This is a genomic window from Burkholderia stagnalis, assembly GCF_039848545.1.
GTDB lineage: Bacteria > Pseudomonadota > Gammaproteobacteria > Burkholderiales > Burkholderiaceae > Burkholderia > Burkholderia stagnalis.
In genome coordinates this window covers 1,994,303-2,012,039 of sequence record NZ_CP156685.1, presented here as the reverse complement: position 1 = coordinate 2,012,039, position 17,737 = coordinate 1,994,303, and the positions used below count along the sequence as shown (strand labels likewise).

Genomic DNA, 17,737 nt, shown 5'->3' with positions numbered 1-17,737 from the left:
GTGAACCCCATCTCGTTCATCTGCATCATCACCGGCGTCATGCTCAACGCGTGCGCGCAACTGCTGCTCAAGGCCGGCGTCAACGCCGTTGGACACTTCGAATTCAGCCGTGCGAACATCGTCCCCGTCGGCCTGAAGATCGCCACCCAGCTGCCGATCATCGGCGGCCTCGGCTGCTACGTGCTGAGCGTCGTCGTCTGGATCGTCGGGCTGTCGCGCGTCGACGTGTCGATCGCGTACCCGATGCTGTCGCTCGGCTACGTCGTCAACGCGTTCGCCGCGTGGTACCTGTTCGGCGAGGTGCTGTCCGTCCAGCGGCTGGTCGGCATCGGCATCATCCTGGTCGGCGTGGCCGTGCTCGCGCGCAGCTGAGCGGCCCTGGCGGGCGGCCCGATTAAGCGGCCGCCTACAAAAAATCACGCTACGAATCCGCCAACCGGTGTCTAATGCCGGTTTCGGACGACCGACCGACCCTTTTATTACACGCCATTACGAGTGAAGCGTTCATGAACCAGACTGCCGTTCCGTTCCTGCCGTTCACCCGCCCGGAAATCGACGAGGAAACCATCCAGGGTGTCGTCGAGGTGCTGCGCTCGGGCTGGATCACCACCGGCCCGCAGAACCAGCGGTTCGAAGCCGCGCTGTCCGAATACTGCGGCGGCCGCCCGGTGCGGGCGTTCAATTCGGGGACCTGCACGCTCGAGATCGGCCTGCGCATCGCCGGCGTCGGCCCGGGCGACGACGTGATCACGTCGCCCGCGTCGTGGGTGTCGACCAGCAACGTGATCCTCGAGACCGGCGCGACGCCGGTGTTCGCCGACATCGACCCGGTCACCCGCAACATCGACCTCGACCTGCTCGAAAAGGCAATCACGCCGCGCACGAAGGCGATCATCCCGGTGTATCTGGCCGGCCTGCCGGTCGACATGGACCGCCTGTACGCGATCGCCCGCGCGCACAACCTGCGCGTGATCGAGGACGCCGCGCAGGCGCTCGGCTCGACGTGGAAAGGCAAGCGCATCGGCGCGATCGGCGACATCGTGTCGTTCAGCTTCCACGCGAACAAGAACCTGACGACGATCGAGGGCGGCGCGCTCGTGCTCAACAACGAGGACGAGGCGACGCTCGCGCAGAAGTACCGGCTGCAGGGCATCACGCGCACCGGCTTCGACGGGATGGACTGCGACGTGCTCGGCGGCAAGTACAACCTGACCGACGTCGCCGCGCGCGTCGGCCTCGGCCAGCTGCCGCACCTCGCGCGCTTCACCGCGCAGCGCCATGCGCTCGCCCGCGCGTACTTCGCCGCGTTCGAAGGCGGCGCGGCCGCGAAGCTCGGCCTCGGCCTGCCGCTCGCCGAATTCGAGCACGGCAACTGGCACATGTTCCTCGTCACGCTGCCGCTCGAGCGGCTGACGCTCACCCGCGCCGAATTCATGGCGCAGATGAAGGAACGCGGCATCGGCACCGGGATCCACTACCCGGCCATCCATCTTTTCACGCTGTACCGCGCGCGCGGCTTCAAGGAGGGCATGTTCCCCCACGCCGAACGGTACGGCGCGTCGACCGTCACGCTGCCGCTCTTCACGCAGATGACGGAAGACGACGTGCGTCGCGTCGTCGACGCCATCAACCAGATTTGCGAACAATACGGAAAGTAAGCCTACATGAGTCACCTTGAAGCACGCGCCGGGCATCCGGGCGCCGGACGTCCGGGCGCAGCCAACCCGGAGGTATCGGTCGTCATCCCCGTGTACAACGAGGAAGACGGCCTCGCCGCGCTCTTTGCGCGACTGTATCCGGCGCTCGACGCGCTCGGTACGTCGTACGAAGTGATCCTGATCAACGACGGCAGCCGCGATCGGTCGGCCGCCATGCTCGCGGACCAGTTCCACGTACGCCCCGACACGACGCGCGTCGTGCTGCTGAACGGCAACTACGGCCAGCACATGGCGATCCTCGCCGGCTTCGCGCAGTCGCGCGGCGAGATCGTCGTCACGCTCGACGCCGACCTGCAGAACCCGCCCGAGGAAATCGCCAAGCTGGTCGCGAAGATGCGCGAGGGCTACGACTACGTCGGCTCGATCCGCAAGCAGCGTCAGGACAGCCTGTGGCGGCGCAAGGCATCGGCCGCGATGAACCGGCTGCGCGAGCGCATCACGCGCATCAAGATGACCGACCAGGGCTGCATGCTGCGTGCGTACAGCCGCCGCATCATCGACACGATCAACGTGTGCGGCGAGGTCAACACGTTCATCCCCGCGCTCGCGTACACGTTCGCGCAGAAGCCGACCGAAGTCGAGGTCGCGCACGAGGAACGCTTCGCGGGCGAATCGAAGTATTCGCTGTACAGCCTGATCCGCCTGAACTTCGACCTCGTGACCGGCTTCTCGGTCGTGCCGCTGCAGTGGCTGTCGTTCATCGGCGTGATCCTGTCGCTCGGCTCCGCCGCGCTGTTCGTGCTGCTGCTCGTGCGGCGCTTCATCGTCGGCGCGGAAGTGCAAGGCGTGTTCACGCTGTTCGCGATCACGTTCTTCCTGCTCGGCGTGATCATCTTCGCGCTCGGCCTGCTCGGCGAGTACATCGGCCGCATCTACCAGCAGGTGCGCGCGCGCCCGCGCTACCTGATCCAGACCGTGCTCGAGCGGCACGGCAACGTGCAGGACGCGCCGTCGGGCGAAGGCCGGCAGGAGGTCGCGCGATGAAGCCGCGCGCCGTCGTCTTCGCGTATCACAACGTCGGCGTGCGCTGCCTGCAGGTGCTGCTCGCGCGCGGCGTCGACGTCGCGCTCGTCGTCACGCACGAGGACAACCCGAACGAGAACATCTGGTTCGGCAGCGTCGCGTCGGTCGCCGCCGCGCACGGGATCCCGGTCGTCACGCCGACCGATCCGGCCGACCCGGCGCTGCGCCGCGCGCTCGCCGACGCGCAGCCGGACTTCATCTTCTCGTTCTACTACCGGCACATGCTGCCGGTCGACCTGCTCGCGGTCGCGCCGCGCGGCGCGTACAACATGCACGGCTCGCTGCTGCCGAAATACCGGGGTCGGGTTCCGACCAACTGGGCGGTGCTCAACGGCGAGACCGAAACCGGCGCGACGCTGCATGAAATGGCCGCGAAGCCCGATGCCGGCGCGATCGTCGGCCAGACCGCAGTGCCGATCCTGCCCGACGACACCGCCGCGCAGGTGTTCGACAAGGTCACGGTGGCCGCCGAGCAGACGCTCTGGCGCGTGCTGCCCGCGCTGCTCGCGGGCGAGGCGCCGCACCTGCCGAACGATCTCGCGGCGGGCAGCTACTTCGGCGGGCGCAAGCCCGAGGACGGCCGGATCGACTGGTCGAAGCCCGCCGCCCAGGTCTACAACCTGGTCCGCGCGGTCGCGCCCCCGTATCCGGGCGCGTTCACCGATCTGCACGATGCGCGCTTCGTCGTCGCGCGCGCGCGCCTCGCGGCCCCCGGCAGCCCGGCCGCGGCCGCAGCGGCGGATTTGCCGCCCGGCCTGCACGTAAGCGATAATGCGCTGTTCGGCGTTTGCGGCGACAGCCGCGCCATATCCATTCTCGAGCTGTGGCGGCAGCGCGACGGCAGCGAAACCATCGTGTCGCCCGCGGAATTCGCGCAGTTCATTCATTCTTCCCGTCATTCATGAAAGCAAAAAAAGTCCTGATCCTGGGTGTGAACGGCTTCATCGGCCATCACCTGTCGAAGCGCATTCTTGAGACCACCGATTGGGAAGTGTTCGGCATGGACATGCAGACCGACCGGCTTGGCGATCTCGTCAACCACGAGCGGATGCATTTCTTCGAAGGCGACATCACGATCAACAAGGAGTGGGTCGAGTATCACGTGAAGAAGTGCGACGTGATCCTGCCGCTCGTCGCGATCGCGACGCCCGCGACTTACGTCCAGCAGCCGCTGCGCGTGTTCGAGCTCGACTTCGAGGCGAACCTGCCGATCGTCCGCTCGGCCGTGAAGTACGGCAAGCACCTCGTGTTCCCGTCGACCTCCGAGGTCTACGGCATGTGCTCGGACGAGCAGTTCGACCCGGACAACTCCGCCCTCACCTACGGCCCGATCAACAAGCCGCGCTGGATCTACGCATGCTCGAAGCAGTTGATGGACCGCGTGATCTGGGGCTACGGGATGGAAGGCCTGAACTTCACGCTGTTCCGCCCGTTCAACTGGATCGGCCCGGGCCTCGACTCGATCTACACGCCGAAGGAAGGCAGCTCGCGCGTGGTCACGCAGTTCCTCGGCCACATCGTGCGCGGCGAGAACATCAGCCTCGTCGACGGCGGCTCGCAGAAGCGCGCGTTCACCGACATCGACGACGGCATCAGCGCGCTGATGAAGATCATCGACAACCCGAACGGCGTCGCGTCGGGCAAGATCTACAACATCGGGAATCCGAAGAATAATTTCTCGGTTCGCGAACTCGCGCACAAGATGCTCGAGCTGGCCGCCGAATTCCCGGAGTACGCCGATTCGGCGAAGAACGTGCAGCTCGTCGAAACGACGTCCGGCGCGTACTACGGCAACGGCTACCAGGACGTGCAGAACCGCGTGCCGAAGATCGACAACACGATGCAGGAGCTCGGCTGGGCGCCGCAATCGACGTTCGACGACGCGCTGCGCAAGATCTTCGAGGCGTACCGCGGCCACGTCGCCGACGCGCGCGCGCTCGTCGAGCAGCAAGGCTGACGGGACGCTCGCTTGGCTCGCATCGTCCTCAAGATCGACGTCGACACGCTGCGCGGCACGCGCGAAGGCGTGCCGAACCTCGCGCGCATCTTCGACCGCTTCAGCGCGCGCGCGACCTTCCTCTTCAGCCTCGGGCCCGACCATACCGGCTGGGCGCTGCGGCGCGTGTTCCGCCCCGGGTTCCTGAAGAAGGTGTCGCGCACGTCGGTGGTCGAGCATTACGGCGTGAAGCAGCTGATGTACGGCGTGCTGCTGCCGGGCCCCGACATCGGCCGCCGCGCTGTCGCCGACATGCGCGCGATCCACGAGGCCGGGTTCGAATGCGGGATCCACACGTGGGATCACGTGTACTGGCAGGACAACGTGCGCGAGCGCGACCGCGACTGGACCGCGCGTGAAATGCAGAAGAGTCACGCGCGCTTCGCCGAGATCTTCGGCGCGCCGCCCGTCACGCACGGCGCGGCGGGCTGGCAGATGAACGACGCGGCGTTCGAGCAGATCGACGCATGGGGCATGCGCTATGCGTCCGACGGCCGCGGCCATTCGCCGTACCTGCCCGTCGTCGGCGGCCGGACGCTGTCGCACGTGCAGATGCCGACCACGCTGCCGACGCTCGACGAGGTGCTCGGCGTCGACGGCGTCGACACGCACAACGTCGCCGCCCACATTCTCAAGTTCACCGAAACCAATCCGCGCGACCAGGTCTTCACGCTGCACGCGGAGCTGGAAGGCCAGAAGCTCGCGCCGGTGTTCGAGCAGCTGCTCGCCGGCTGGCGTGCGCAGGGACATACGTTCGCGACGATGGGCGACTATCACGCAACGCTGGACCGCGACACGCTGCCATCGTACCCTGTCACGTGGGGCGAAATTCCGGGCCGCTCCGGCGAGCTGATCGTCCAGCCGGACTGATCCACACGCGGCGCGGCCACCGCCGCGCCGCCCGCCTCGCACGGCCGCACACCCGCGCCGTCGCACATGCGCCCTCTGATAACAACAGGAGAAACACGTGTCCGTCGAAGTTGACCGTCAAGTTCCCGATTTCACCGCACCAGCCACCGGCGGCGACCTGTCGCTGTCCGACCTGCGGGGCAAGAAGCTCGTGCTGTATTTCTATCCGAAGGACAACACGCCCGGCTGCACGACCGAGGGGCTGCAGTTCCGCGATCTGTATCCGAAGTTCAACAAGGCCGGCGCCGAAATCGTCGGCGTGTCGCGCGACAGCCTGCGCTCGCACGACAACTTCAAGGCAAAGCTCGAGCTGCCTTTCGCATTGATTTCCGATGGCGACGAAGCGCTGTGCGCGCTGTTCGATGTCATCAAGATGAAGAAAATGTATGGCAAGGAAGTGCGCGGAATCGAGCGCTCGACGTTCCTGATCGACGCCGACGGCGTGCTGCGTCAGGCATGGCGCGGGATCAAGGTGCCGGGCCATGTGGAGGACGTGCTAAAGGCTGTACAAGCGCTTTGAGGCGCGTTATATTGGGCCGCAATGAATGCCAGTTCGTCCCATATTTCTCGTAGCTGCGCCGGCGCTCGTAGCCATGCTTTCCGGCACCTGACGCGCAACACGACGGTATCAGCCGAGCCGCTTGCTCCGGTCGACGGGGCAGCGGCTTTTTTTATGGACTGCGCGCCGGCACTCGGTCCGGCCCTTCACCCCGTCAAGGAGCTGATCGACACTTAGGCGAACCGGCGAAACGAATTTCATGTGCGCCACCGCGCGCAAACTGCATGCGTCGCCGTCACGAAGCAGGATGCGATCAGCGGCGCATGCCATGCGACACGATTCCTCCCGAGGGACACCATGCCTTTGCCTACCCCCCCCAGCAAGCTCGGCAGCCTGCTGCCGCCCGACGAATACAAGGCGAAAGCGCGACCCGCGAAAGCCGCGAAGAAATCCGCCGAAGGGGACGTTTCCACAGCCGGTGAATATGGCCCGGCCAGCGTGGCCCAACCGATGACCGAAGCCGCGAACACCGCTGCGCCGCTGCGTGCGGTCGGCGCGAGCGCGTCCGCGCAGGAAGCCGCGAGCGCGCCCGCGCGCTCGCGCAAGAGCAAGCAGACGGCCGCGTTGCTGCAGCCGGTGCCGGCCCGCGCCGAACCGGCCGCGCCGGTCGCGCCGGTCGCACGCGGGGAGAAACCCACCGCCGCGAAACCGGCCGCCGCGCCCGCGCGCGAAGCCGGCGCCGCGGTGAAATCGCGCGGCCGCAAAGCCGCCGAAGCCGAGATGCAGAAGCTGTTCGTGCTCGACACGAACGTGCTGATGCACGACCCGAGCAGCCTCTTCCGCTTCGAGGAACACGACGTCTATCTGCCGATGATGACGCTCGAGGAACTCGACAACCACAAGAAGGGGATGTCCGAAGTCGCGCGCAACGCGCGCCAGGTGAGCCGCACGCTCGACGCGCTCGTCGCCGACGCGGGCCCGATCACGAACGGCATTCCGCTGTCGCGCCTCGGCAGCCGCGAGGCGCTCGGCCGCCTGTATTTCCAGACGACGCTCACCAACATTCCGCCCGTCGAAGGCCTGCCGGAAGGCAAGGCCGACAACCAGATCCTCGGCGTCGTGCGCGCGCTGCAGCGCGACCGGCCGGACCGCCAGGTCGTGCTGGTGTCGAAAGACATCAACATGCGGATCAAGGCGCATGCGCTCGGCCTGCCCGCCGAAGACTACTTCAACGACCAGGTGCTCGAGGACAAGGATCTCCTCTACACCGGCGTGCGCGAGCTGCCGCAGGATTTCTGGACCAAGCACGCGAAGGGCATGGAGAGCTGGCAGGACACGAAGACGGGCACCACGTATTACCGCGTGACGGGCCCGCTCGTCGGGTCGATGCTCGTCAACGAGTTCGTCTATCTCGAGCCGCAGAACGGCGAGCCGACGTTCCATGCGATCGTCCGCGAACTGAACGGCAAGACGGCGCTGCTGCAGACGCTGCGCGACTACAGCCACCACAAGAACAACGTGTGGGGCATCACCGCGCGCAACCGCGAGCAGAACTTCGCGCTGAACCTGCTGATGAACCCGGAGATCGACTTCGTCACGCTGCTCGGCCAGGCCGGCACCGGCAAGACGCTCGTCGCGCTCGCGGCGGGCCTCGCGCAGGTGCTCGACGACAAGCGCTACAACGAGATCATCGTCACGCGCGCAACCGTCCCGGTCGGCGAGGACATCGGTTTCCTGCCCGGCACCGAGGAAGAGAAGATGCAGCCGTGGATGGGCGCATTCGACGACAACCTCGAAGTGCTGCAGAAGACCGACGACGCAGCCGGCGAATGGGGCCGCGCGGCGACGCAGGAGCTGATCCGCTCGCGCCTGAAGGTCAAGAGCATGAACTTCATGCGCGGCCGCACCTTCGTCGACAAGTACCTGATCATCGACGAGGCGCAAAACCTCACGCCGAAGCAGATGAAGACGCTCGTCACGCGCGCGGGCCCCGGCACGAAGATCGTCTGCCTCGGCAACATCGCGCAGATCGATACGCCGTACCTGACGGAAGGCAGCTCGGGCCTCACCTACGTCGTCGACCGCTTCAAGGGCTGGGGCCATAGCGGCCACGTGACCCTCGCGCGCGGCGAACGTTCGCGGCTCGCCGACTACGCGTCGGACATCCTGTGATGTCGTAACCCGGCATGCCGGCCCGCCCGGGCCGGCCGCCGATGCCGAACGGCGCTCCCGCAACGGAGCGCCGTTTTTATTTGGGGTCGAAATCAATGGCGATTCGCGCGACATAACGGCCCATATTTACACGCGAAACTTCAAGTAAATTCTCAGGAACGGTTGCCTAAGCCCCGTCGGAACGACTACCATCGGGTCTGTCTGTTGTCATACGATAGGCGAGCGCATCGCGTTCGCCCGCCCCGCTCGTGATGCTTCGAATCTGGCTTCCCGTCGCCGTCGTCTCGCTGCTTTCGGCCTGCTCCAGCGTGCCGCCGCAGTCGTCTCGCCCGTCCGGCATGACGATCGCCACGCCCCGCGCGTTCCCGCCGCCCGCCAATTTCCCGAAATTCATCGACCACAGCGTCGGCCAGGAAGAAATCTCGATCCAGGCGATGAGCCTCGTCGGGGTGCCGTACCGCTGGGGCGGCAACACGCCGGACAGCGGCTTCGACTGCAGCGGGCTCGTGCGTTACGTGATCGGCCGCGCAGCCGACGTGAACCTGCCGCGCACGACCGCCGACATGAGCGGCCGCGGCATGTCGATCGACCCCGAGCAGGTCGCGCCGGGCGATCTGATCTTCTTCAACACGACCGGCCGGCCGCATTCGCATGTCGGCATCTATGTCGGCAAGCTGCGCTTCGTCAATGCGCCGTCGACCGGCGGCACCGTGCGGCTCGACTACCTGACGAATCCCTACTGGGCGAAGCGCTTCGACGGGATCCGCCGCGTCGCGCCGCCGAAGGGAACGCCGGCGCCCACGCCGTTCGATGCGCCGACTTATGAAGCGCGGCGCGACGTGCCGCGCGCACAGCCGGCCGCGCCGGCGCCTGTCGTGACGGCGGCAGCGCCGCGTCAGCCCGCTTATGCGGCTACGCAGCCGAGCGTGCCGCAATCGCCGGTGCAAGCGCCGATTGCGCCTGTCGCGACAACCGCGCCGGCCATGGCGACCGCAGCAGCAGCCCCAGCCATTTCCGCCGATCCGTACGAACCGCCGCCGCCGCGCATGGCAGCGGCCCAGCAGCAGGCGGTATCCGTGGGCGGCGTCGCCGCGGAAACGGCAAACGCAGCGCCGCCCGCTGGCGCACCTGAAACCGGCACGCTGATTCCGACGACGGCGCTGACGGCCGCCGAAGCCGCGGCATTCGACGCGGTGCCGCCGCCTGCCGCAGCGCCCCGTCAGGCGCGCGTCGCCGCCCAGCCAGACGCCGTGCAAGTAATGCGCGCGTCGACGCAATCCGCGCCGGTCAGTGCGCGCACCGGCACGACCGACGATCCGATTGCACGGTTCGCGAACGGAAGCTACTGATTCGCGCGGCGCGGGCGCGGCGCAATGGCGCCGTGCTTGCCGCCATCCGCATGCCGAACGGAATACGGTCGCCCTGGTTCGATCGTGAATGGCGGCCTCGCCACCTTCGCCCCCCGTCCCGCTCCATACACCCTGGCGCAAGACAGCCCATCCGCCCCGCCCGCGCGCCCCACACCACACTCGAGCCCGCCCAAACAAAAAGCGCCGCAGCCTGTCGGCATGCGGCGCTTTCAGCGTCGAAGCGTCGATCGGTCGCGATCAGAAGATCTGGTGGCCAACCCACCAGCCACCCGCCGCGAACAGCGCGGCCGCGGGCAGCGTCAGCACCCACGCCCACACGATGTTGCCGGCGACGCCCCAGCGCACGGCCGACAGCTTCTGCGTCGCGCCGACGCCGACGATCGCGCCGGTGATCGTGTGCGTGGTCGACACCGGAATGCCGAGCCACGACGCGATGAACAGCGTCATCGCGCCGCCCGTCTCCGCGCAGAAGCCGCCGACCGGCTTCAGCTTGGTGATCTTCTGGCCCATCGTGCGCACGATCCGCCAGCCGCCGAACAGCGTGCCGAGGCCCATCGACAGGTAACACGCGCCGATCACCCATGCCGGCGGCGCATCGGCCGTGGCCGATGCATAGCCGCTCGCGATCAGCAGCATCCAGATGATGCCGATCGTCTTCTGCGCGTCATTGCCGCCGTGGCCGAGGCTGTACAGCCCGGCCGACAGCAGCTGCAACCGGCGGAAACGCCGGTCGACCTTGCTTGGCGCGGTGCGGAAATACAGCCACGACACGCCGAGCATGAACAGCGAGCCGAGGATGAAGCCGAGCAGCGGCGAGATGAAGATGAACGCAATCGTCTTCATCAGCCCGTCGATGTTCAGCGAACCCCAGCCCGACTTCGCGAGCGCCGAGCCGACGAGGCCGCCGATCAGCGCATGCGACGAGCTCGACGGAATCCCGTAGTACCAGGTGATCACGTTCCAGCCGATCGCGCCGACGAGCGCGCCGAATATCACGTAGTGGTCGACGATCGCGGGATCGATCGTGCCTTTGCCGACGGTCTGCGCCACCTTCAGGTGGAAGATGAAATACGCGATGACGTTGAACGCGGCGGCGAACGCCACCGCCTGCTGCGGCTTCAGCACCCCGGTGGACACGACGGTGGCGATCGAGTTCGCTGCGTCGTGGAAGCCGTTCATGAAGTCGAATACGAGCGCGACGAGCACCAGTGCCGCGACCATCCAGAGGGCGAGTTGTATCGAATGCATCGTGTTCCGCTCAGGCGTTTTCCAGCACGATGCCTTCGATGATGTTCGCGACGTCCTCGCACTTGTCGGTGATCTCTTCGAGCAGCTCGTAGATCGCCTTCAGCTTGATGAGGTTCTTCACGTCGTTTTCTTCGCGGAACAGCTTCGACATCGCCGCACGCAGCACGCGATCCGCTTCCGACTCCCAGCGGTCGATCTCCTCGCACGCCTTGAGGATCTGCGCCGACTGCTTCATGTCGGACAGCAGCGCGACGGCCTGCTGCACGTGCTGCGCCGACTGCGTGACGATGTGCGCGAGCTGGCTCGCCTCCGACGTCACGGCCTGCACGTCGTACAGCGACACCGCGGTCGCGACGTCCTCCATCAGGTCGAGGATGTCGTCCATCGTCGTGATCAGCTTGTGGATCTCGTCACGATCGAGCGGCGTGATGAAGGTCTTGTGCAGCAGATCGATCGCTTCGTGCGTCAGCTTGTCGGCCGCTTTCTCGGCCGACTGCACGTTTTGCTTGTGAATCTCGGCGTCGGCGAGATTGTCGATCAGCAGTTCGAGCTCGCGGCCACCGGAAACGATGTACTTCGCGTGCGCATTGAAGATTTCGAAGAACTTGCCCTCGGTGGGCATGAATCGACCGAACATGGGATTCCTGAGAGATTGTCAGACTACTGTCACGAAAACGGGCGACATTGTACCGTTTTCGGTCGCGACGCGACGCGCGCATATGCGCGCGTCGGGATTGGATACAACGCTTGGTGATTTAGGGGTTTACATCCGGCGTTACTCGCCGTAGAAGGTTTGCGCCCCCGCAAAGTTGTCGAACTTCGTGTATTGCCCCAGGAACGTGAGTCGAACGGGGCCGATCGGGCCGTTACGCTGCTTGCCGATGATGATCTCGGCCGTGCCCTTGTCGGGGCTGTCCGGATTGTAGACTTCATCGCGGTAGATGAACAGGATCACGTCCGCATCCTGTTCGATTGCGCCCGATTCGCGCAGGTCCGACATCACCGGGCGCTTGTTCGGACGCTGTTCGAGGCCGCGGTTCAGCTGCGACAGCGCAATCACCGGCACGTCGAGTTCCTTCGCCAGGCTCTTCAGCGAACGGGAGATTTCCGAGATTTCGGTCGCGCGGTTCTCGCCCGCCGACGAACCCGACATCAGCTGCAGGTAGTCGACGATGATGAGGCCGAGCTTGCCGCACTGGCGGGCGAGCCGGCGCGCGCGCGAGCGCAGTTCCATCGGGTTCAGGCCGCCCGTCTCGTCGATGAACAGCTGCGCCTCGCTCATCTTCTGCACCGCGTGGGTCAGCTTGGGCCAATCCTCGTCGGTCAGGCGCCCGGTTCGCATCCGGTGCTGGTCGAGCCGGCCGACCGAACCGAGCATACGCATCACGAGCTGGGTGCCCGGCATTTCCATCGAGAACACCGCGACCGGCAGCCCGTACTCCACCGCGACGTATTCGCCGATGTTCATCGAGAACGCGGTCTTGCCCATCGACGGACGGCCCGCGACGATGATCAGCTCGCCGCCGTGCATGCCCGACGTCATCCGGTCGAGATCGACGAAGCCCGTCGGCGTGCCCGTCACGTCGCTCGGGTTTGCGGTGTGATACAGCGTGTCGATGCGCTCGACGACCTGCGTGAGCAGCGGGCCGATCTCGAGGAAGCCCTGGTTGCCGCGCGCGCCCTCTTCGGCGATCGAGAACACCTTCGATTCCGCCTCGTCGAGCAGCTGGCGGACTTCCTTGCCCTGCGGGTTGAACGCATCGGCGGAAATCTCGTCGGCCACCGACACGAGCCGGCGCAGCACCGCGCGGTCGCGCACGATCTCCGCGTAGCGGCGGATGTTCGCCGCGCTCGGCGTGTTCTGCGCGAGCGCGTTCAGATACGCGAGCCCGCCGACGTCGTCGGCCTTGCCCGACGTGGTCAGCGCTTCGTATACGGTCACCACGTCGGCCGGGCGCGTCGACGCGATCAGGCGGCCGATATGTTCGTAGATGATCCGGTGGTCGTAGCGATAGAAATCGCCCTGCGACAGAAAATCGGCAATCCGGTCCCACGCCGCGTTGTCGAGCAACAAGCCGCCCAGCACCGACTGCTCGGCTTCGACCGAGTGCGGCGGGACTTTCAGCGATTCGATTTGATGATCTTGCGGCGCGTTCATGGGTTGGGATTATCGCGAATTGAGCGCGGAGGCGCCAGCCGGTCCGGCGTCCGGGCAACAAAAAAGGCAGGCTCCGGTTACCCGGGCGCCTGCCCTTCATCCGGGCGGCGGGAGCCGCCCGGCAATGCTTCGTGTCGCTTACGCGTGGTCGCCGATCACGTTGATCGTGACGTCGACGACGACGTCCGTGTGCAGCGCGACCTGGACGCCGTGCTCGCCGATCATCTTCAGCGGGCCTTCCGGCAGGCGAACTTGCGCCTTCTCGACGTCGTAGCCTGCCTTCTTCAGCAGTTCAGCGATGTCGCCGTTCGTGACCGAGCCGAACAGACGGCCGTCCACGCCCGACTTCTGCGTGATTTCGAACGACTGGCCGTTCAGCTTCTCGCCGACTGCCTGCGAAGCTGCCAGCTTTTCAGCGGCGACCTTCTCGAGCTCTGCGCGGCGCACTTCGAATTCGGCGATCGCTTCCTTCGTCGCGCGGCGTGCCTTGCGGTTCGGGATCAGGAAGTTGCGAGCGTAACCGTCCTTGACCTTGACGATATCGCCCAGGTTGCCCAGATTGGCGACTTTTTCCAACAGAATGATTTGCATTCGAATTCTCCTTATTGCGTCGCCTGATTACGCCTTGTGCTGATCGGTGTACGGCAGCAGCGCGAGGAAACGCGCACGCTTGATTGCCGTGTCCAGCTGACGCTGATAGTGCGCCTTCGTACCCGTCAGGCGAGCCGGCGTGATCTTGCCGTTTTCGCCGATGAAGTCCTTCAGCGTTTCCGTGTCCTTGTAGTCGATCTGCTCGACGCCTGCTGCCGTGAAGCGGCAGAACTTCTTGCGCTTGAACAGCGGGTTTTGTTGCTGACGACGCTTGTCGAATTTCTTACCAGTGGGGCGGGCCATGTTCAGTCCTTTCCAATGTCCTGCAATGCTGTGATGTGAAACACCAAGGTTCTCGCGTTACGGCTTTTCTTCGCCAGGAAGCCCGTGAACAGCGTCTCGACGCCCATTTCACGGCTTTCCAGCCTGCCGCTCGCCTCACCGGCCGCCACCGCCTCGATCGTCATTTCGACCTGGCGGGGAATGCCTGCTTCGACGACTTCCGTGCGGTGATGCAACGTGGCGCTTGCGATCGGAACGCCGGCGGGGGTGTACCGCACCGGTGCGCGTTCGACGACGCTCGCCGTCAATTGCAACCTGTTCACGTGAGTGGCGCGCTCCTTGGTGGCTTAAATGACTACGAACTTAAGCCTGCGCTTCGGTCGGCTGAGCAGCAGCCGCCTTCTTGGCTTCTTCGCGCTGAACTTCCTTCATCATCGGCGACGGGCCGGTTTCGGCCTTCTTCATCTTGACGATGAGGTGGCGCAGCACGGCGTCGTTGAACTTGAACGCGTGTTCGAGTTCGTCGAGCGTCGTCTGGTCGCACTCGATGTTCATGCAGACGTAGTGAGCCTTCGCGAGTTTCTCGATCATGTAGGCCAGTTGGCGACGGCCCCAGTCCTCGACACGGTGGATCTGACCGCCGTGCGACGTGATCGTGGTCTTGTAACGCTCGATCATCGCGGGCACTTGCTCGCTCTGATCGGGGTGCACGATGAATACGATTTCGTAATGACGCATTACACACTCCTTGTGGATTGAAGCCACCCGGGCGTCTGAACCGGTGTGGCAAGTGAGAAGCCGAAGATTCTAACCCGGATATGGGTCGCGCGCAAGGTTCATCGATGATTCGCCGCGCGATTCGGCCGTGTTTTCAACGACTTGTGGCCGCGCTGCGTCGACGGCCGCGCGACATCCGGCGGGGTCGGATTCCATGCCCCGCCGTCATTCGGTGCGCGGCGCGACGAGACGCGCGTTCAGCGCCGTCCTGAACGCCGCGAGCGCCGACGGCTCGGCGTCGGTCACCGCCCACCACGTCATGCCGGCCGCGTCCCAGCGATCGACCGCATAGCCCTGCGACACGGTCGCGTACGGCGCCGCCTGCCCGCCTTCCGCGGACGGCCGCACATAGACGTCGATCACGTGCTGCCGGTAGCGGTAGACCAGCACCGCCACGCGCCGCTGCCCGACGTAGTCGAGCCGCCCGCCCGCGAGCGGGAAGCCGCTCGCGGCCAGATCCTCCACCGGCGGCGCATAGTCGAGCCGCCCGTTGAACCACGGCTTGACCGTGTGGCGGTCGGTCGAGATCACGTCGATGTCGCGCGCCGACAGGCCGGCGCGCACATGGCTCGCGACGAGTTCGTCGACCGTGCGGTCGGTTGCCGCGCGGTGCGCGGACAGCGTCAGCCCAGCGCCCGCGGCAAGCGCGATCGCCAATGCGACGCCCCAGCCGAGGCCCGGCAGCGCTACGGCGCGCGGCCCCGGCCGGCCGGCCTGCTGCGGGCCGCGCACCGCGCCCCGCAGGCCGAGCCGCTCGAACCAGCGCGGCCCGCCCGGCATCGCACGGGGCGCGTCCTGCGCCGCCGGCAGCCCGGCGACGATGCGTGCGCGCAGCGCGTCCGGCGCGCGATGGTAGTCGGCCTGCCGGACCGCCTGGCTCAGCGCGACGATCCGGTCGCGCTCGCGCCGGCAAGCATCGCACGCGTCGACGTGCCGCTGGATCCGCAGCGCATCGGGCGCCGGCAGTTCGCGGTCGACGTCCGCGCCGAGCAGTTCACGCGCTTCGTTACAGTCCATCGATGGCCTCCGATGCCGTTCCGGCCGCCGGCGCGCCGCCCGGCGCATTGCCGGCCGGCGGCGCTGCCGCGCGGGCCTCGTCCCGCTGCCCGCCGACGCGTTCGCCACGCTCGCCGCCAAGCAGCGCCGCGAGCCGGCGGCGGCCGCGCGCGAGCCGCGACATCACGGTGCCGACCGGCACGTCCGCGATCGCCGCGATCTCGCGATAGCTCAAATCCTCCATTTCACGCAGCACGAGCACTTCCCGATATTCGGCCGGCAGTTTCGCGAGCGCCGCGTTCACGAGCCGGACGTCCTCGCCGCGCAGCAGCTGCGCGAGCGGGTCCTCCGCCGCCGGATGCCAGTCGTCGGGCGAATCCGGGCTGTCGAGCGCGTCGGGCGCCGCGACCTCGTGCGCGTGAGTGCGCCGGCGCCACTCGGTGTACCAGGTGTGACGCACGATCGTCAGCAGCCACGGCCGCGCATTGTCGCCGCGGCACGCATCGACGAAGCGCAGCGCGCGCACGCAGGCCTCCTGGACGACGTCCTCCGCGTCGCTCGCGTTGCCGCACAGCCAGCGCGCGAGGTTGTACGCGGCATCCAGGTGCGGCAGCACCAGCACGCGAAAGCGCTCGCCGCGCGCCGCCGCGTCCGGCGCCGCCCGTTCGTCGACCGTCCGGCCGGATTGCCCCACGTCGCCTCCTGTAGATTCCTGCGGCCGCGGCCGCCTCCGCCCGGCGCGCAAGGCCCGGACGGGCCGGCGATACGCGCGCGTTCGTGAATCCTGACTGCCCGTGGATCGAGTTTATTCCCGCCGGATGCGCGCAAAGACGAAAAATAATCCGGGAATGGCGGCCGCGCGCCGCCGGTATCACCGGCATGCCCGTCACCGTCATCGAAAGGAGCCGCCGTGCCGTACCCTCTCCCGTTCCCGAAACACCCGGCGGCGCGCCCGGCCTGCCGCGCCCGCCGGCCTGCGGCGCTCATTCGATCGGCCTCGGCCGGTCACGGCAACGCCTCGACAGCCGCGCCTATGGCGTGCTGCTCCAGTAGCCGGGGCGCGCGTACGCGTCGCGCAGGTAGTCGATGAAATAGCGCACGCGCGCCGGCACGTAGCGCTGCTGCGGATAGACCGCGAGGATGTCGTAGTCGGGCAGCGCATATTCGTCGAGCACGGTCTCGAGCTCGCCCGTCTCGAGCTGCGCGGCGATCTCCCAGGTCGAGCGCCAGCCCAGCCCCAGCCCTTCCGACGCCCAGCGGTGCAGCAGCTCGCCGTCGTTGCAGTCGAGATTGCCGGTCACACGCATCGTCGCGATCTTGCCGTGGCGCTGGAAATACCAGCCGCGGTTCTGGCCGCCCTGCAGGTTGAATGCGAGGCAGTTGTGCTTCAGCAGATCGTCGAGCGTCTTCGGGCGGCCGTGCCGGCGGAAGTAGTCCGGCGTGCCGCACACGACGCGCCGGTTCGACGCGAGCTTCACCGCGACGAAATTCGGATCGACCGCGCCGCCGATGCGGATCGACAGGTCGTAGCCCTCGCGCACGAGGTCGACGACGCGGTCGGTCAGGTTGAACGACAGCTGCATGTCCGGCTTGTCGGCGAGAAAGCCCGGCGCGTGCGGCGCGACGTGCTTGCGGCCGAACGCGGCCGGCGCCGACACGATCAGGTGGCCGCTCACCGAGCGCCGCCCGGCGGCCAGCTCGTTCTCGGCCTGGTCCCATTCGGCGAGCAGCCCGCGGCAGCGCTCGAGGAACGCCGCCCCCTCCTCGCTGACGACCAGGCGCCGCGTCGAGCGGTACATCAGCTTCACGCCGAGGCGCTTCTCAAGCGCGTCGATGCGCCGCCCGAGCACCACCGGCGACACGCCCTCCTCCAGCGCGGCCGCCGCGAGGCTGCCGGCATCCGCGACCCGCACGAACGTCTCGATCTGCTTGAAGCGGTCCATCTCGCGTCTCCTGTCGACCGGCGTTGGCGCTTCAGCGCTTACTCCGGCCCCATGC

The 17,737-nt window shown here is 66.8% G+C and carries 19 protein-coding genes and 1 pseudogene; 9 read left to right on the top strand and 11 right to left on the bottom strand.

Translation table 11 applies throughout. The annotated features are described in order from the left end of the window. From ABFO07_RS09475 to ABFO07_RS09445, 7 genes are all read left to right on the top strand, one after another. Nucleotides 1-372: an EamA family transporter gene (locus ABFO07_RS09475; RefSeq protein ID WP_017332265.1), complete on the top strand. Its 372-nt coding sequence runs from the start codon at nucleotides 1-3 to the stop codon at nucleotides 370-372. 134 nt (nucleotides 373-506) lie between these two features. Further along, complete coding sequence (locus tag ABFO07_RS09470; protein WP_060149893.1) at nucleotides 507-1,658, top strand: DegT/DnrJ/EryC1/StrS family aminotransferase; 1,152 nt, start codon at nucleotides 507-509, stop codon at nucleotides 1,656-1,658. Between the two features lie 6 nt (nucleotides 1,659-1,664). Beyond that, complete coding sequence (locus tag ABFO07_RS09465) at nucleotides 1,665-2,702, top strand: glycosyltransferase (RefSeq protein WP_059567293.1); 1,038 nt, start codon at nucleotides 1,665-1,667, stop codon at nucleotides 2,700-2,702. Beyond that, a complete protein-coding gene (locus tag ABFO07_RS09460) occupies nucleotides 2,699-3,646 on the top strand; it encodes a formyltransferase (RefSeq protein WP_060017086.1) in 948 nt (315 codons plus the stop codon). Before ABFO07_RS09465 ends, ABFO07_RS09460 begins: the two co-directional genes overlap by 4 nt. Continuing rightward, nucleotides 3,643-4,698 (top strand): bifunctional UDP-4-keto-pentose/UDP-xylose synthase, encoded by a 1,056-nt coding sequence (locus ABFO07_RS09455; RefSeq protein WP_026044706.1) that lies wholly within the window; start codon nucleotides 3,643-3,645, stop codon nucleotides 4,696-4,698. Before ABFO07_RS09460 ends, ABFO07_RS09455 begins: the two co-directional genes overlap by 4 nt. Before the next feature lie 12 nt (nucleotides 4,699-4,710). Continuing rightward, nucleotides 4,711-5,607: a polysaccharide deacetylase family protein gene (locus ABFO07_RS09450; RefSeq protein ID WP_059567297.1), complete on the top strand. Its 897-nt coding sequence runs from the start codon at nucleotides 4,711-4,713 to the stop codon at nucleotides 5,605-5,607. A gap of 97 nt (nucleotides 5,608-5,704) precedes the next feature. Next, nucleotides 5,705-6,166, top strand: a complete 462-nt coding sequence (locus ABFO07_RS09445) for a peroxiredoxin (RefSeq protein ID WP_060149891.1) — start codon at nucleotides 5,705-5,707, stop codon at nucleotides 6,164-6,166. Nucleotides 6,167-6,359: 193 nt separating this feature from the next. Here ABFO07_RS09445 and ABFO07_RS09440 read toward each other — a convergent pair. Then, nucleotides 6,360-6,607, bottom strand: a pseudogene (locus ABFO07_RS09440) (hypothetical protein); the annotation flags it as partial. Here ABFO07_RS09440 and ABFO07_RS09435 point away from each other — a divergent pair. Further along, entirely contained in the window at nucleotides 6,503-8,317 is a 1,815-nt protein-coding gene (locus tag ABFO07_RS09435; RefSeq protein WP_060149890.1) for a PhoH family protein, read from the top strand. The pseudogene ABFO07_RS09440 and the gene ABFO07_RS09435 overlap by 105 nt on opposite strands. A gap of 251 nt (nucleotides 8,318-8,568) precedes the next feature. Continuing rightward, nucleotides 8,569-9,666 carry a C40 family peptidase gene (locus ABFO07_RS09430; protein WP_060149889.1) on the top strand — a complete coding sequence of 366 codons (1,098 nt, stop codon included), beginning with the start codon at nucleotides 8,569-8,571 and terminating at the stop codon, nucleotides 9,664-9,666. Between the two features lie 258 nt (nucleotides 9,667-9,924). Here ABFO07_RS09430 and ABFO07_RS09425 read toward each other — a convergent pair whose 3' ends face one another. From ABFO07_RS09425 to ABFO07_RS09380, 10 genes are all read right to left on the bottom strand, one after another. Beyond that, nucleotides 9,925-10,935 carry an inorganic phosphate transporter gene (locus ABFO07_RS09425; RefSeq protein ID WP_059567304.1) on the bottom strand — a complete coding sequence of 337 codons (1,011 nt, stop codon included), beginning with the start codon at nucleotides 10,933-10,935 and terminating at the stop codon, nucleotides 9,925-9,927. 10 nt (nucleotides 10,936-10,945) lie between these two features. Beyond that, nucleotides 10,946-11,572, bottom strand: a complete 627-nt coding sequence (locus ABFO07_RS09420) for a DUF47 domain-containing protein (protein ID WP_026044709.1) — start codon at nucleotides 11,570-11,572, stop codon at nucleotides 10,946-10,948. A 138-nt stretch (nucleotides 11,573-11,710) separates the two neighbouring features. Continuing rightward, the gene (locus ABFO07_RS09415; RefSeq protein ID WP_059567306.1) at nucleotides 11,711-13,093 is read right to left on the bottom strand and encodes a replicative DNA helicase; all 1,383 of its coding nucleotides are present in this window, start codon (nucleotides 13,091-13,093) and stop codon (nucleotides 11,711-11,713) included. A 138-nt stretch (nucleotides 13,094-13,231) separates the two neighbouring features. Beyond that, nucleotides 13,232-13,684 carry a 50S ribosomal protein L9 gene (gene rplI, locus ABFO07_RS09410; RefSeq protein ID WP_026044710.1) on the bottom strand — a complete coding sequence of 151 codons (453 nt, stop codon included), beginning with the start codon at nucleotides 13,682-13,684 and terminating at the stop codon, nucleotides 13,232-13,234. Between the two features lie 27 nt (nucleotides 13,685-13,711). Further along, nucleotides 13,712-13,987 carry a 30S ribosomal protein S18 gene (gene rpsR, locus ABFO07_RS09405; RefSeq protein ID WP_004193360.1) on the bottom strand — a complete coding sequence of 92 codons (276 nt, stop codon included), beginning with the start codon at nucleotides 13,985-13,987 and terminating at the stop codon, nucleotides 13,712-13,714. Between the two features lie 2 nt (nucleotides 13,988-13,989). Beyond that, nucleotides 13,990-14,289, bottom strand: coding sequence for a primosomal replication protein N (gene priB / locus ABFO07_RS09400; protein WP_011657069.1), 300 nt, complete (start codon nucleotides 14,287-14,289; stop codon nucleotides 13,990-13,992). Between the two features lie 40 nt (nucleotides 14,290-14,329). Further along, complete coding sequence (gene rpsF, locus ABFO07_RS09395; RefSeq protein WP_006402295.1) at nucleotides 14,330-14,704, bottom strand: 30S ribosomal protein S6; 375 nt, start codon at nucleotides 14,702-14,704, stop codon at nucleotides 14,330-14,332. Nucleotides 14,705-14,908: 204 nt separating this feature from the next. After that, on the bottom strand, nucleotides 14,909-15,760 hold the full coding sequence (locus tag ABFO07_RS09390; protein WP_060017080.1) for an anti-sigma factor family protein: 852 nt from the start codon (nucleotides 15,758-15,760) through the stop codon (nucleotides 14,909-14,911). After that, nucleotides 15,750-16,433: an RNA polymerase sigma factor gene (locus ABFO07_RS09385; RefSeq protein ID WP_124490582.1), complete on the bottom strand. Its 684-nt coding sequence runs from the start codon at nucleotides 16,431-16,433 to the stop codon at nucleotides 15,750-15,752. The genes ABFO07_RS09390 and ABFO07_RS09385 overlap by 11 nt, the downstream gene beginning before the upstream one ends. Nucleotides 16,434-16,770: 337 nt before the next feature. Continuing rightward, entirely contained in the window at nucleotides 16,771-17,682 is a 912-nt protein-coding gene (locus ABFO07_RS09380) for a LysR family transcriptional regulator (RefSeq protein ID WP_059567313.1), read from the bottom strand. Between the last annotated feature and the right edge of the window lie 55 nt (nucleotides 17,683-17,737).